The organism is Nocardia sp. NPDC006044 (assembly GCF_042871115.1).
Lineage (GTDB): Bacteria > Actinomycetota > Actinomycetes > Mycobacteriales > Mycobacteriaceae > Nocardia.
The window spans coordinates 529,964-544,846 of the sequence record NZ_JBIAID010000001.1 but is presented as its reverse complement, the minus strand read 5'-3'; the positions used below and the strand labels follow the sequence as shown (position 1 = coordinate 544,846).

At 65.3% G+C, this 14,883-nt stretch carries 11 protein-coding genes; 3 read left to right on the top strand and 8 right to left on the bottom strand.

Translation table 11 applies throughout. The features are described from left to right. The first annotated feature begins 108 nt into the window (after window positions 1–108). The 3 genes from ACFYO1_RS02485 to ACFYO1_RS02475 all read left to right on the top strand — a co-directional run bounded on the left by ACFYO1_RS02485 (window position 109) and on the right by ACFYO1_RS02475 (window position 2,128). Window positions 109–1,158, top strand: a complete 1,050-nt coding sequence (locus ACFYO1_RS02485; RefSeq protein ID WP_387226392.1) for an SPFH domain-containing protein — start codon at window positions 109–111, stop codon at window positions 1,156–1,158. Between the two features lie 253 nt (window positions 1,159–1,411). Then, on the top strand, window positions 1,412–1,597 hold the full coding sequence (locus ACFYO1_RS02480) for a hypothetical protein (RefSeq protein ID WP_387226390.1): 186 nt from the start codon (window positions 1,412–1,414) through the stop codon (window positions 1,595–1,597). Between the two features lie 174 nt (window positions 1,598–1,771). Beyond that, window positions 1,772–2,128: a hypothetical protein gene (locus ACFYO1_RS02475; RefSeq protein WP_387226388.1), complete on the top strand. Its 357-nt coding sequence runs from the start codon at window positions 1,772–1,774 to the stop codon at window positions 2,126–2,128. Here ACFYO1_RS02475 and ACFYO1_RS02470 read toward each other — a convergent pair. The 8 genes from ACFYO1_RS02470 to ACFYO1_RS02435 form a co-directional block, all read right to left on the bottom strand. Then, complete coding sequence (locus ACFYO1_RS02470; RefSeq protein WP_387226387.1) at window positions 2,125–6,885, bottom strand: NAD-glutamate dehydrogenase; 4,761 nt, start codon at window positions 6,883–6,885, stop codon at window positions 2,125–2,127. The genes ACFYO1_RS02475 and ACFYO1_RS02470 overlap by 4 nt on opposite strands. A 162-nt stretch (window positions 6,886–7,047) precedes the next feature. Next, window positions 7,048–7,728 (bottom strand): hypothetical protein, encoded by a 681-nt coding sequence (locus ACFYO1_RS02465; RefSeq protein ID WP_387226385.1) that lies wholly within the window; start codon window positions 7,726–7,728, stop codon window positions 7,048–7,050. A gap of 7 nt (window positions 7,729–7,735) precedes the next feature. Continuing rightward, window positions 7,736–8,752, bottom strand: a complete 1,017-nt coding sequence (locus ACFYO1_RS02460) for a discoidin domain-containing protein (protein WP_387226384.1) — start codon at window positions 8,750–8,752, stop codon at window positions 7,736–7,738. Window positions 8,753–8,835: 83 nt separating this feature from the next. Then, window positions 8,836–9,219, bottom strand: coding sequence for a helix-turn-helix domain-containing protein (locus ACFYO1_RS02455; protein WP_387226382.1), 384 nt, complete (start codon window positions 9,217–9,219; stop codon window positions 8,836–8,838). A 12-nt stretch (window positions 9,220–9,231) separates the two neighbouring features. Next, window positions 9,232–10,959 (bottom strand): type VII secretion protein EccE, encoded by a 1,728-nt coding sequence (gene eccE / locus ACFYO1_RS02450; protein WP_387226380.1) that lies wholly within the window; start codon window positions 10,957–10,959, stop codon window positions 9,232–9,234. Then, window positions 10,956–12,314 (bottom strand): type VII secretion-associated serine protease mycosin, encoded by a 1,359-nt coding sequence (mycP, locus tag ACFYO1_RS02445; RefSeq protein WP_387226378.1) that lies wholly within the window; start codon window positions 12,312–12,314, stop codon window positions 10,956–10,958. The genes eccE and mycP overlap by 4 nt, the downstream gene beginning before the upstream one ends. Next, window positions 12,314–13,834, bottom strand: coding sequence for a type VII secretion integral membrane protein EccD (gene eccD, locus ACFYO1_RS02440; protein ID WP_387226376.1), 1,521 nt, complete (start codon window positions 13,832–13,834; stop codon window positions 12,314–12,316). The genes mycP and eccD overlap by 1 nt, the downstream gene beginning before the upstream one ends. After that, on the bottom strand, window positions 13,831–14,769 hold the full coding sequence (locus tag ACFYO1_RS02435) for a MinD/ParA family protein (RefSeq protein ID WP_387226374.1): 939 nt from the start codon (window positions 14,767–14,769) through the stop codon (window positions 13,831–13,833). Before ACFYO1_RS02435 ends, eccD begins: the two co-directional genes overlap by 4 nt. Window positions 14,770–14,883: the final 114 nt, after the last annotated feature.

Genomic DNA, 14,883 nt, shown 5'->3' with positions numbered 1-14,883 from the left:
GGTCAACAACCTTGGCCTGCAGTGAAGTTCGCATACATCAGGCGTACAGTAAAACGAGCCATAGAACATCGGCTCACCGAACAGGGAACCACAGCGGCTGGAGCACACATGGCTTTGTTCGATCGGGAGTTCATCGCGGTCCCGGAGGGCCGCAAGCACCAGCTGGTCTACAAGTGGCCGGACGTCAACATCCGTCGATACACCCGCGCCATCGTCAATGCCGACCAGGTAGCGCTGTTCGTCAGATCCGGACAGGTGGTTGCGACGATGGGGCCGGGAAGGCACCGGCTCGACGCAGTCGAAATGCCGGTCCTGGGCGCACTGATCGACGGACTCACCGGCGGCAACTTCTATCGGGCTGAGTTGTACTTCGTGTCGACCCGCGAGGCGCCCGGTATCAAGTTCGGCGGACGACTCGCCGATATCGCCGATCCGGTCAGCGAACAGGTGCTCACGCTGCGCGTGTTCGGCGAGTTCTCCCTGTCCATCCGCGATCCGGCCGAGCTGATCACGTCGCTGGTCGGCACCGCCGATCTCGCCGCACCGACCGTAGTCGAGAACTGGTCCGCCGATCTCCTGCTCAAATCGATGAAGGTGGCGGTCACCCAGGGCATTTCGAACGGTGACTGGCCGGTGCTCGGCCTCACCGCAGCGCTGCGGCCCATCGAGTCCGCAGTCCTGCGGCAAACCAACCTCGCGCTGTACCAATATGGATTGCGCGTTCCACGCATGGGCAACTTCGACATCACACTCGCACCGGAGGACGCCGAACGCCTCAAGCGCCTCGCGAAGGACACCACCTATATCCGCCTGGTCGGCGACTTCCAGCGCTACACGGCGGGTGAACTCGCACTCGGCGCGGGCCAGGGCTTGGCGCGGGGAAACGGTGATGGCGCCGGCGGGTTTCTCGGTGCGGCCCTTGGCATCAACGCGATTCAGCAGCACGCCGGCCAGCCGCAGACAGCGGCTCCAGCGCTCGCCGCACAGCAGGCCTGCCGGAACTGTCAATCCACCAATCCAGCCGACGCGCAATTCTGTATGCACTGCGGCGACCGGCTGGCACCACGCCCCGCGCGCCACTGTGGGCACTGTGGAACAGAACTGCCGACCTCAGCGGCGAAATTCTGCGGGGCATGCGGGAACCCGGTTTCCGGTTGACCGACCGAGCAGACCCAATACTGCAGCTGCCCTCGGTGGTCAGCCCAGCCATCCCCGTCTGCAGATGTACCAGAGTCGCTGAAGGGCGCCACGACCGTCCACCCACGTGACAGCCGTTCCCCACCGATGGGAATCGTCGAGGATGGACTGGTTGAGTAAACAAGAGACGGCAGTGAGCGATTTGTCCGAGGATCTTGTCACATAGCGCTGGCACGTGACTTGCGTCAAATCTTCAGCCCAGACGGAGATACCGATGCCCACTAACCGCTCAGGCGGTGACGTCAACATCAGCTTGCGGATGCGACCGCGCGACTACGACGCCTTGCAGGTGCTCGCCCGTGTAATTCGTAAGACCTCGATCGCCGCCCTTGCCCGCCAGTACGTCCTCGACGGTATCGCCGGCGCCAGCCAGAACGGAGACCCTGCGGCCCAAACCTGAACGGGACCCGATTGCCGAGGGCCGCGCCACGAACGCCGACAGCTCTGTGGCATAAACGTTCTGGGCCATCGAGAACCTACCCGCCGTGCTCGATGAGCTCGATGAGCTCGATGAGCTCGAAGCGAGAGTGCCCGCGTCGCCGAGCTGGTGGCACAAATCGACACCTTCGTACGCATGTCGAACAGGTATGGCGAGTTTGTTGAAACCATCTGCCGCGCAGTCGGGGCCGATCCCGAAGACGCCGGGATGATGCTGTCGGTAGCAGATCGGGTCGCGCACGAGTATCAACCTGCACAGGCACGCGTGCTGAGCTGGAGGCTGAGCATGACGTGGCGCGGGCTGCGCTGGAGCGGCTACACGCCGAGACGCAACAGGACTATGCCCGCCATCGCTGAGAAGCAGTGCCGGGATGCGACACGCCTTGACGAGTTGGAGGCGGCGTTGGAGACCATGGCGACCAAGCACGGCGAGACGCTCGGCAATTTGGAGGAGGCGAAGTATCGAGCAACGCGAGTGCAGTTGCTGTGTTAACCGATATGGGCCGAGGCGACCGCGGCCACCGCCCCGCCGCTCACCATCCCGCGCACCTGCCGCGCGGCGACCGACAAGGTCGCGAGATTGTGTGTGTCAGCCTCCAGCATCTCGTGTAGCGCCGCGCGAGCGCGCGCCAGGCGAGACCGGTTGGTGGACTCCCAATAGGCGATCTTCTCTGCCGCGCTGTCGCTGGAGTCGGCGACCGCAAGCACATCAAGGGTCAATGCGCGCAGCGAACCGTAGAGGTCATGCCGGATAGCGAGCCGAGCCAGCGCGCGCCACCGATCGCCACGGTCCAGGTGAGTCACCGCGGTCAACAGCCGCTGTATCCCGAAGTGCTCGTCGAGCGCGTAGTAAAGCGCCAAGACCTCCGTCGGGTCACGGTCGGCGCGCTCGCTGATATCGAGCACGTCCAGCAAAGGGAACTTGTAGATGAGCAGGAATACCTCTTCGGCGACCTCCCGCGGCGCGCCGCCGTCGATCGCGTGCTGCGAGCGCCGGATCATGTCGTTCGCGATCGGCGCACGCCACGCCGGGACGATCGTCGCGAGCCGGGCGACACCACGCTGATAACGCGCGATCTCGGCGTCGACGGCGATGGGTTGCGGACGATTCGTCAGCAGCCATCGCGACACCCGATCGAGGGTGCGCTTGATCTCGAGCTCGAGCTCGTCGCGTGCGGAAGTCGGCAGCTGCGCCATGCGAACCCGTCGCCACAACGAGTGCAGATCGAAGATCTCGACCGCCGCGACGAAAGCACGCACCGCGTCGTCGGTGCCCACGCCGGCTTCCTCGGCCAGCCGGAAGGCAAAGGTGATCCCACCGTTATCGACCATCTCGTTGACCACCACGGTCGCCACGATCTCGCGGCGCAGCGAATGCCGGTCGACAGCCGCGCCGAAGCGCTTGCGCAATGGCGTCGGGAAGTAGTCGGACACCTTGGCCGCGAACACGGGACGGTCGAGCAGGTCCCCGGCCAGGAGCTCGCTCTTGAGCGAAAGCTTCACGTGCGCCATGAGATTCGCCAATTCGGGCGAGGTGAGCCCGCGCCCCTCCGCTATGCGCGATTCCAGTTCGCCATCCGATGGCAGCGCCGCGAGCCAACGGTTCAGGCCCCGGCACGACTCCAGGTCTGCAATCAGCCGCCGATGCACCACCGCCATCGATTCGGCGTTCGCGCGCGCCAGTCCCATCAGCACGTTCTGGGAAATGCTGTCGCGCAGAACGAGCTCGAGGACCTCGTTGGTCATTTCGCCGAGCAGTCTGGTCCGCTCCTCCACGGCGAGATCGCCATTGGACACCGCGGTATCGAGCAAAATCTTGATATTGACCTCGTGGTCGGAGCAATCGACGCCTGCTGAGTTGTCCAGCGCGTCGGTGTTGCATTTGCCGCCACCGGTACAGAACTCGATGCGGCCCAACGGCGTGATCCCGAGGTTGCCGCCCTCACCGATCACCCTGACGCGCAAGCGGTTCGCGTCCACCCGAACGCTGTCATTGGACTTGTCACCGACGGAGGTATGGGTTTCTGCGGCGGACTTCACGTAGGTGCCGATGCCGCCGTTCCACAGCAGATCGACGGGCGCGAGCAGGATGGCCTTGATCATCTCGGGCGGCGACAACCTTGTCACCGCGGAGCCGAGGGCAAGAGCGGACCGGACTTCGGGCGTCACCGGGATCGCTTTGGCGGAACGGTCGTAGACACCGCCGCCCGCACTGATCAGCGAGGTGTCGTAGTCGGCCCACGACGACTGCGGTAACGAGAACATCCGGCGGCGCTCCAGGAACGATTGCGCCGCCACCGGATCCGGGTCCAGGAAGATATGCCGATGGTCGAACGCGGCGACGAGTCGAATGTGCTGAGACAGCAGCATGCCGTTGCCGAACACATCGCCGGACATGTCGCCGATGCCGACGACGGTGAAATCGTCGTTCTGCGTGTCGATGTCGAGCTCGGCGAAATGTCGCTTCACGCTCTCCCACGCACCCTTGGCGGTGATCCCCATGGCCTTGTGGTCATAACCCGCTGAACCGCCGGAGGCGAACGCGTCGCCGAGCCAGAAGCCATATTCGCGCGCAATGTCGTTCGCGATATCGGAGAAGGTGGCGGTGCCCTTGTCGGCGGCGACCACCAGGTACGGGTCGTCGCCATCACGCCGCACCACTCGAGGAGGCGGAACCACCTCCCCCGTCGCGCCGGCCATATTGTCGGTGACATCGAGCAGGCCGGAGACGAATATGCGGTAGCAGGCAATGCCTTCAGCCCGCAACGCCGCACGTGCACTGTTCGCATCGCCGGTCGGTGCTGGTGGCCGCTTGATCACGAAGCCACCCTTGGCGCCGACCGGTACGATCACGGCGTTCTTCACCGTCTGTGCCTTCACCAGGCCGAGGATTTCGGTGCGGAAGTCCTCGAGGCGGTCCGACCATCGCAGCCCACCACGCGCGACGGCACCGAACCGAAGATGCACGCCTTCGACCCTCGGCGAGTACACGAAGATCTCGAAATGCGGTCTCGGCTCGGGCAATTCGACGATGGTCCGGGGGTTCAGCTTGAGCGAGAGATAGTCCAGTGGCTGACCGGCGTCGTCGCAACGGTAGTAGTTGGTACGCAAGGTAGCCGTGACCAGCCCGAAGACCGCGCGCAGAGTCCGGTCTGTGTCGAGGCTGACAACGGCGTCGATCTCGATCCGCAACCGCTCGATGATCCGATCGACGTCGACGTCGACGCCGTCGGGATCGAAGAAGGCGGCGAACAACTCCACGAACAACTGCGCAATGTTCGGGTGGGCGACCAGGACTCGTGTGATCTTGTCGAACGAATACGCGAAGCCCGCCTGTTGCAGGTACTTCGCGTAGCCTCGGAGAACGGTGATCTGGCGCCAGTCCAGACCGCCGAGCACCAGTTCGTTGAGTCCGTCCACCTCCGTACGGTCCGTCCACATAGCGGCGACAGCATCCGAAAAGCGCTGTGGCATATCGCCTTGTATCGCTGACGGCACATTCAGGCCGAAGTCATAAATCCACCGCGTGCCGTCGCGCAGCTCGAGGCGATGCGGCTGTTCATCGACGACCTCGACGCCTAGGCTGTGCAACACCGGTAGTACCCGGCTGAGCGATATCCCCGTGCCGGCCACATAGAGGGCGAACCGCCACTCCCCCGGTGCGGTGTTGGGACTGCGGAACAGCTGGGTGTCAATCTCATCTAGTCGTTCCAGCCGCCGCACATCTGCAAGCGCCTGATCCGGTTCGTGCGAATGCCGGTATGCCTCGGGAAACGCCGCGGCGTAGTTCTGCGCGACATCAGAGGCGATGTCGGGCGCGCTGGCTGCGGCGACCAGCAACCGGTCCGCCCATGTCCTGGTGCCGGCGAATACCAACTCCTGCACCCGTTCGCGGTTCGCTTCGGATACATCCGCAGCTGCGGCGCCCGCCGCACGGTGCACGGTGAAATAGACGACAGCCAAATCGGATTCGGTCACGCGTGCCGAATAGACGACACGGAAACCGTCGAATTCGGCCTGCAGTAGGTCCTGAATGTGCCTGCGCACGTCACTCGAGTAACGATCGCGTGGCAGGTAGATCAGGCAGTAGACGGCATTGTTGCGGGTGTCGTGCCGCAGGAACAGACTCACCTGCCTACGCACGCCCAGGTCCATGACGGTGGAGACGGTTTCGAAGAGTCGCCGGGCTTCGGCGACGAACAGCTCCGCGCGTGGGAAAGCCTGCATGAGCTCCAGCAGCGCCCGACCGGAAAACGAGTTCAGCTCGTAGCCTGCCCAGTCGGCGACCTGGCGGACGCGTCGGGAGATCACCGGTATATCGAGCACATTCTCGTGCAGTCCCGCTACCGTGAGGGTGCCGATGAACACGTGCTCGCCCATCACGGGCACGAACGGATTGCCATAAACCGTTGGCTTGTCCGGTTCGGCCTTCCCGCATTCGGCAACGCCGACGATGTAGACATCCTGTGCGCTCGGCAACGCGGACTCCACCGAGCCGTTCGCGATCCGCAACACGGGGCCGGTCAGCCGGAGCATGCCGAGATCGGACGCGGGACCCGAAGGATCCCTGAGTACACCGAGCCCGCTGCCCGCTATGTGCTGAGCTTGCCGGACGGCCATCGGGCCGGAACGTAGAAAGCGATAGTGGCAATACCCGAGCACGGTGAAATTACCGTCGGCGAGCCAACGCAGCAACCCCGCGTATTCCAAGGCATCGGTGTCCGTGGCCTGTTTTCCGGCCGCGTCCAGCTGGTCGGCAAGCGCGGTCATAAGGTGCACCATGGCCGGTGTGTCATCGCTGACCCGCCGCAGTTCGTCCAGCACACGCGGCAGGTCCCGCTCGATCAGATCCAGCGTTTCCTCAGCGATCGAGGGACTCAGCTGAATATGAATCCACGATTCGTGCAGATGCTCTTCCAACCCTGTGCCGGAAGGGGTTTCGCATTCACTGCGGTGAGGTGCGATGGCCAGCAGGTGGCCTCCGTGATCCCGCGTGACAACGAATACCGGATGCATGATCTCGGTACCCGTCACGCCCAACCGACGTAGCGCGGCGATCACCGATTCGACGAGGTGCGGCATATCGTCGTTGACGATCTGGATGGCCGGGCCGAGCGCCCCGTGCCCGAGTGACCGATACACGCGCGTCGCGGCAGTGCCGCGGCAACGAACCGCACCGAGCTCGAGGTGACTGTGCACGATCTGGCCTGCCCGATCGGCGATAGTGACTTCGGCGGCGTTCGGTTCCAACCAGCGAAAGTAGGCCGCTTCCACATCCGTCGGTTCGCCACGGTAGCGAGGGGACGAACTCGCGGGCGGGGTGGTTACCACTTCTCTCGATCCGTACCTTCCGAAGGGATGCCCAACCTTATAGACACATATTTAATGTACCACAATATAGTGGCCCATCATTCAGGTCGTAAGACCGGAACGGGCGATAAAGGTCTGTGCCGCCGCCCGACTGGCGAACGCATCGGTCTCTAGGCGCAGCCCGATGAGCCGATTCACGAACCAGACCGTCGCCGACGGTCCGACCGCCACGAAGACGGGGCCGTCGGTAACGACGACCGCGCCCGATTCGCGCCAATGCGCGACATCCGCGCGCACACGATCAGGCGCGATCGGCTCGACGGTGAACGCGAGGTCCCGCCCACCGGCGATGCCGCCGAGCAGGATCGGGTCGGTCGCCGGTATGACGCATCGGTCGGTCCTGGACGACGGATCCAGATGCTGGCAGGTGGCGATCGAACGCATCGCCGGCGGCAGCGACTGGGTAAGGGCTAGCTCGGGCACCTGCAACGAGGGCAACGAGCACGAATGGGCGAATGCGACGCCGAGCACCGTAACCAGCGCGACGCATGCACCTCCGACCTGCCACAACCACGCTGGAATGCCTTTGCCCACAACCTTTTCCACCGTCGCCGCGATTCTCGTGGCCTCGACCGCGGCATGCTCGGCCCGGGTGAGCGCCGGCGAATGCGCTGCGGACGACAACACCTGCTCGACGGCCTGCAGGGGCCCGCCGCAGTGGGCACAGCGCGATTCCGTACCAGTGTTGTGGTGCGAACAGTATTGGCAGACGAGGTTGGACATCGCGCACTCAATGTCCGGTGATTACGATCGAGGAGATAGCCACTGTGTTGATGGTCGGGTCACCTTTCGACGCCAGGACCGTGAGAATGATCCGCGTAGTGCTCACCGGCGGATCTATCTTGGTCACCACCAACGTGCGCTGATCAAGCGTCTGCTGATATAGAAGTCTGGTTTTGGCCCCGTCGAGTTGATACGAAACCCGGCTCACCGTGCGGTACTTCTGCCACTGATCCACGCCGTCCGCACTGACGCTGTCCCAGCCGGGAACAATACCGATCGAGTCGACCGTATAGCTCTTGCCCAGGTCTATGGTGAGTACCTGGCCATCCACTTTGAATGCCCGCTCACACGCCCACGCCTTACCCTGCTGTCCACCAAACGCGTCCATTCCCGGTGTGCCACCGGGTGGACAATGCGACTCCGCTGATTTCACCGGGATGATCGTGCCGGGGGCGGCCGCGCCGGAAAGGGGCGGCTTCGGCGTTGACGGCACGGCGGATTGGGCGACGACCGGAAGTCGACCGGAATCGTCCTTGTTCTTACCGCCGCTGTTCACGAGCGCGACAATGAGCAGAATCACCAACGCCGCGCCGAGCGGCAAGGCGACCTTCGGATTTTTCAGGTAGGTGAGGGCCTTGCCTGCCAGCCCTTCGACCGGCGCTTGCCGACCCGAGGCTGCCTGCTCGGTAGCTTCCGAGCCAGGCCCGGCACTTCTGGATGCGGTCGTGCTGTGTTCAGCGAGATCCGGAAACTCCGCAGAAAAATCCAATACAGAGGCCGATTCCGGCACAGTGCCGTTGAGCAGAGCGAGGATCCGGTCGCTGGCCTTGGGTCCATCTGCCGACCGGCGCTGTTCCGGCATCGGCGGACCCATCGGTTCGGTGTCGGGGCTGAACGGCACACCGAGGTCCGGCTCGCTCGTTTCCAGCTCGGCTGCGGCCGGGGAAACGGGTTCGGTCAGCAATGCGTCCAGCACCGCGCCGCGATGGCGGAGAAAGACATCCCCCGCGTCTTGCTCGGGCATGCTGGAAATCGTATCCAGAAGGGTCTCGCGACCGCGGAACCGCGATTCCCATCAGCGGGAACAGTTTTCGGAGTCAAACTCCGTCAGGTCTTTTCCTCAGTGGTCACGAAAAACTCTGGGGGCACGTCGAACACCCGCGCGAGCGCAATGATGAGATCGAGCCTCGGAATGGCCTCACCATTGATCAACCGATAAAGACCCGATTGCGATATCGGGACATCGGGATAGGCCAACTCCAAGTGTTTTGCCAATGAATACAGGGTCAGCGACCGTGAGACGCCGTCGTCGGTGGCGACGACGGATTCCGCGATCAGCTCACCGAGGCGGCGGGAGAAAATCTCGGCCGCCGCCTGCCTCGGGGTCACCACTTCACCGCCGTCGACGGGTACGGGTTCGTGTTCGACCTCGTCGCCCGATTCGACGGGGTCGGCGTCCGATGGGGAATCCACTGGCACAGAAATAGACATTACCGATCCTTCTCAGCTAACGCGACGACCACCGGGCGGCAATCCGGGTGGTGGCGCCGCCGAGTTGTGCGTCGCGACCGAGGTCGGCGCTTGCCCGGTAGCGTCGTAGTAGCGGGTCTCCCCCCATGGCTCGATCAGGTCGACCCGCACGGTGCGCATCGGAATACTGACATCAACCGTGGAGGCGCCGACCTGATCGATCATCAGATCCACCGAGCGGCGACGCGGACCGCCGGGGTCGGTGATCGTGACGGTGGTCTGTGCGGGCGACGCGCGCGGAGGCAGGTTGTCGAAGACCGCGATCGTCGCCACCGTCTGCTCGGAGTCATCGCCCGAGGCCGGATTCTCCTGCTGCGAGTCCGGGGCCAGCCGCAGCGAGGCCTCGTCCCCGACCGCGGAAACCAATTGCCACCAGCGTTGCGGCCGGGTCGAGTGCACCTCGACGTCGGCGCCGACGACCATGGCGCGCAACACGATCTGCTGCGCGACCGGCAACATGGCGTGTACGTCGATCGTGCGCCGCCTCGGGTTGTAGCGGGCCGGGTCGAACAGTGGCAGCGCCAGGGTGTGACGCGGTTGCCCGCTGATCGAGCCGAGGATCTGACCATTGGGACCGATCGCGACGGTGAGCTCGGCGAACAGCCCCGCTTGCGTGCCGTCGGGCTGCGGCCGGAGATACGGCAGTTCCCGAACGGGCGATCCGGAAGGCAACGTAGCGAGCAAGGCGTCGGATTGTTTGCCGGTGAGCAGTCGCAGATAGGCCGGCGGTTCGATGGTCACCTCGGGTCCGATGTATCGGGCGATCGCGCGCGGCTCGGCCGTCGGTCCGGTCAGGCTCACCACCAGGGTCGTTCGACCGCGATGCCAGGCCCAGCAGTCGTCCAGACCGGCGCTGTCCACACGGGACCAGTCGACCTGAAAACTGGTCACGTATCGACCGGGCACCGACGATTCCAGATGACTCCATTTCTCGCGCAGATCGGACAGTTCCACACCCGCGTGCAGAATGCGGTTCGCCTCGATCAGCGATGCGGCGGGCAGTGCATGGGCAGCGATACCGCGCTCGCGCAACCGGCCGGCGATTCGATGTGCCGCGGTGGCGAGCGCCTTCGGCGCGACGACCGCGCATGATCCGCGCCGTCGCAATGCCCGCAGGTTACGTTCTTGATCCAGCCGGACCACCAACCAGGTCAGGCGGTGTCCTACCACCGGATGCGGACCGACCAGCTGGTCGTACAACATGCTGTAGCTGCCGGTCGGCCGGACCCGCTGTCCGGTGGTGACGATATCGATGTCGACCGCGATACCGTATTGATCCAGTAACGGCAGCAGCGCGCCGAGCGGGATGGTGTCCTCGGTGTACACGCTCTTCTCGGCGATGACCGTCGGCAGGTCGAGATTGGGCGCGAGCTGAATCATTGCAACGAGTGTCGTTGTACCAGTGCGGATTCCGCAGACGCCCGCGGCAACCTCCACATCCCGGACGGCGGCGGACTCGACCCGAGCCGCGGCGCGCGCCGAACGGCCGACCCGGAATTCGGCCCAGTCCAGCAGCCAACGAGCAGCGGTTCGCCCGTTGACGCGCACCGTCACCATGATCACCAATCCGACGGCAACCGCCACGGCGAGCCACCACGGAGCCTGTGCGGTCAGCGCGACCACCACCAGGCTGCCACCGACCACCACGGTGGCGAAGGGACCACGCTCGATCTCGCCTGCCTCGATCCTCGGCAGCCTCACGGTCGCCTCCGGATCGCGGCTTTCGCGGACGACGCACCGATCCCGAAGATCGCGACCACCAGGATGACGATCGCGGCCGTGACCGCGGGCCTGAGGTCTTTGGCGCGCGCGGGTGCGGGCAGCGTGACTCTCCCGGCCGCGTACAGCCCGACGGGCGGCTGTGGCGGGGTCCGATAGGCGAGGGCGGCGAGGGGATCGATCACTCCGGCGCCGACCACATTGTCGACCCCGCGCGCTGGAGCGTGCGCGCTGCTGGTCAAACGGCCGGCGATGTCGGCGGGGGTTTCGTTGGGGAAGCGGGAGCGCAGCAACGCGGCGACTCCGCTGACATACGCGGCGGCGTACGACGCCCCGCCGACCGGCACCAGTTTGCCGGGTTCACCGACACCGTTGATCAATCCGCCACCACCCGGACCCAAGGATTCGACGCCGGTACCGGGGGCAGCGACCGAAACCCATGGTCCAGTCAGCGACTCCGGCATCACCGCGCCGGCGGCGGTAGTGAACCCGACGGTGAGGACGTCGGGCGTGAACCAGCCGGGCACCGAGATGGTCTTGACATCGCGCCAGTTGCGCGGATCGTCGGGACGAGCCGGATCGCTGTCGGGATTCTGCTCGCAGCCTTGACCACCGGTGTTCCCCGCACCGGCGACGATCAACGCACCCTGAACGTGTACGGCATAGCCGATCGCGGCCGACAGCATGGATTGATCGATGGGCGCGCCGGCGGGAACGCAGAGGGGCAACGTCACTGCGATCACGCCTGCTCCTTGATTGGCAGCATGGGTGATCGCCCTGGCCATCGTCCGGATATCAGCGGAAAGTTGTTGTGCCTGATCGGGATTGGGTCGTTCGGCACTGAAAGCGCCGGAGCGGTACCGCACTGAAAGTATTCGCGCATCGGGCGCGACACCGGTGAAGCCATCCGCCGGATCAGAAGCGGCGCCGATGATTCCGGCGATGAGCGTGCCGTGCGCGTCGCAGTCGGCGAGCCCGTCGCCGCCCGCCGTGACATAGTCACCGCCGCTGACCAGGTCGCGCAGCCTGGGATTCGGGCCGACTCCGGTGTCGACAACCGCTACGGTCACCCCGCCACCACGACTCAGCGCTCGGGCCCGCGGCAGATCGAGAGCCAATTCTGGTGGCGGCGTGCGGGATAGGTCGCTGTCCGGCAGCACGCCCGTCGCCAGGCACGCCTTGTCTTGCTTGGTCGGTACCTCTGGTCCGGGCGGGCCATCCGGCGGGGCGGGGCCGACCGCCACCTCCGGCGGTACCACCGCCACCGCAGGCACGGTGGCCGCGGCCAGCGCCAGTACCGCCGCCAATGCGGCAGCCACGCCGCGGATCAGCGCCATCAGATCGCCCGCATCGCCGTGTAAACGCCCATGATCCACACCGCGAGAACCGGGACGACAAGGATGAACGCGTACTCGATCAGATCAATGACCCGGCGGGTCACCGGTGACAGCCGCCGCCCTGGCAGGCGCACTGCCACAACACATCCCAGGCCGATCACGAGGGCGACCACGAGCACCGTGACCAGCCGTGCCCACGGGCTGCCGTACGCGCCGACCAGCACGAACGCGGTCCCGGTCACGGTGACCACGGACCCGCACACCAGCGCGATCGCCTGCACTCGGTCCGGGAACCAGCGCGATCTCATGGCGAGCAGTCCGGCTACGGCGGCGGACAGCACGATCTCTCTGATCCCCCCTGGTCCAGCCGCGGCGGCGAGCACCGTCGCGATCGCAAGCACGGTCGAGATCGCGGCGATCAGCCCGCGCAGGCTCGTGACGGCGAGCCGGGCCCGACTTTCGATGGTTCCCGCACGCTTACGATCCGCATCGTCCGTTCGCTCCGGATCATCCACGCCGACCGCTTCGGCATCGAAGATGTCGGTCAACGTGGTCGGGGCAACATCGGTGCCGGGGTCGGGCAGATCAGGGGGCCGGATCCGCGCGATCACAACCGCCAACCGAGGGGCGGCGGTCAGCAATATCAACGCGAGAAAGACCGCCCCGCCGACCGCCTGCCGCTCCGAAACATTCAGATAGGTCAGCGGAATCGCGACGACGGCGACCAGCACACCGAGAACGGTGACCGCCATCAGAGTGGCAATACCGACACCGGTCAGGCGCATCATCGCCGCAGCGGCAACGGCTGCGACTACAGCACCGGCGGCCAGATTCGCCGCCGCGAACGGACCTGGTTCGCCGTAGGCGGGCGGCACGAGCATGCCGCCGCCGGCGAACAGCAGCGGAATCGCGGACAGCGCCGCGCCCAAACACACCCTCGACGTGGCATTTCGGCGGCGGGCAAGCAGCGCCGCAGCCCAGGACGCCGCACCAAGTACAAGCGCGGGCAACGCGCACCACCCGAGCGAACCGGTCATCGTCCACGACCACGACAGCAGCGCCGCGATGACGACCGCGCCGACTCCCATGGCGGACAAACCCGTGATCGCTACGGTCGCCTCGTCGTACTCGGCGAATTCGCGCTCGTTGATCAGCGCGAGCGCGTCAGTGATGTCCTCGACGACGGGGGTGAACACCTCGGCGGATTCCACGGTCGCCAGCATCAACACGGTGCCGTCGACGACCTCGTGGTCAGCGAGGCTGCGCCAGCGCGGCATCGGCGGCTCGCCGGGCCGAGCCAGGCTCCACTGCCCGCTCTCCGGGGTGAAATTCACATTCTCGTCGTCGATCGCCCTGGCCAGCACGGCGATCAGGTCGTCGATGAAGGTCTCGATGGTGAATTTGGTCGGCACAACGACATCCACCTGATAGGTGGAGACCATGACGGCGATCCGCGCCCTGGCCACTTCGGCGGACTGTGAGGCGGAAGTAGTCGGGGTTGGCGCCACCGCGGTGCTCATCGCCATCCTCCTCGGTCGCCGGCGCCCGCAAGGTAGTTCGGGAAGCCCTCGGCGAGCGCCGCTGCGAGTTCCTCGAAAGCGAGCTGGGTTTCCCGCTCCAACAGCCGCAGATCGACCTCGCCGCCCTCGGCCAGGTGCGCGTCGTACGGCACGAGGCGCGTCGGGCGCTGTGCGGTCTCGAACAGCTTCTCGATCGCCTCGATGTCCACGATCGGTTTGGACCGTTGCTGCTGGACGATGGCGACCACCGATTTGGCGACGAGATGCTGCAGACCGTGTGAGTTCAGCCAATTCAACGTCGCGACAGCGCCTTTGACGCCGCCGACGCTCGCCGGCGTCACCACGACTACCGCGTTGCTTGTGTGTAGCACGGCATTGGTCACCGAATCTAGTACACCGGTACCACAATCGACAAGCAGCAAGTTGTAGTGCCGTCGCAGGATCTCGACGGCTGTGCCGTATTCCTGTCCACTCAGCGCTTGCACCGCCTCCGTGGTCCACGGCGACGCGATCACGGCGAGATCGGACGAGTTGATCGACGCGAACGACTGGACCGCGGAGAATGCCTCTAGGTTCGAGGCCTGGACCAGGTCGCGCAGTGTCAGTCCATAAGGGTGCGGTCTGGTGCGGGTCGGGAGATCGCCAAAGTCCGGATTCGCGTCTATCGCGACGACTCTGTCTGCGCGCAGATCCGCGAACGTCGAACCGAGCGCGGCCGCCGTAGTAGTCCGGCCCACACCACCTTTCACACTCACCACCGCGATTTGGTAGGTGGTGGTGAGTTGACGGCGGATCACACCGAGGCGTTCCTGGGCGCGCTGCTCGGCGGGTGAGAGGCCGAGGTTGAACCCGACCTTGTTGAGCGCGCCACGCATACCGCTGCTCGACCGGAGTTTGGCGCGGTTCGCCGCCGTGATCTCGGCCAGCAGATCCATTGATGTCAGCGTGGCGGGCAGTACTTCGACGCCTTGGGACTGGCGCGGCGTCCGTTCGACGCGTTCCGGAGCCCATGGCGACCCGGGACGGGCGACTTCCTGCCCGGTTGCGTG

Excerpts from the sequence above, each read along its gene's own strand:
- ACFYO1_RS02475 (WP_387226388.1), top strand. The coding sequence starts at position 1,772 with ATGTCGAACAGGTATGGCGAGTTTGTTGAAACCATCTGCCGCGCAGTC.
- ACFYO1_RS02460 (WP_387226384.1), bottom strand. The coding sequence starts at position 8,752 with ATGCCCGAGCAAGACGCGGGGGATGTCTTTCTCCGCCATCGCGGCGCG.
- eccD (WP_387226376.1), bottom strand. The coding sequence starts at position 13,834 with ATGAGCACCGCGGTGGCGCCAACCCCGACTACTTCCGCCTCACAGTCC.
- ACFYO1_RS02465 (WP_387226385.1), bottom strand. The coding sequence starts at position 7,728 with ATGTCCAACCTCGTCTGCCAATACTGTTCGCACCACAACACTGGTACG.
- ACFYO1_RS02435 (WP_387226374.1), bottom strand. The coding sequence starts at position 14,769 with ATGGATCTGCTGGCCGAGATCACGGCGGCGAACCGCGCCAAACTCCGG.
- ACFYO1_RS02485 (WP_387226392.1), top strand. The coding sequence starts at position 109 with ATGGCTTTGTTCGATCGGGAGTTCATCGCGGTCCCGGAGGGCCGCAAG.
- ACFYO1_RS02480 (WP_387226390.1), top strand. The coding sequence starts at position 1,412 with ATGCCCACTAACCGCTCAGGCGGTGACGTCAACATCAGCTTGCGGATG.
- ACFYO1_RS02455 (WP_387226382.1), bottom strand. The coding sequence starts at position 9,219 with ATGTCTATTTCTGTGCCAGTGGATTCCCCATCGGACGCCGACCCCGTC.
- mycP (WP_387226378.1), bottom strand. The coding sequence starts at position 12,314 with ATGGCGCTGATCCGCGGCGTGGCTGCCGCATTGGCGGCGGTACTGGCG.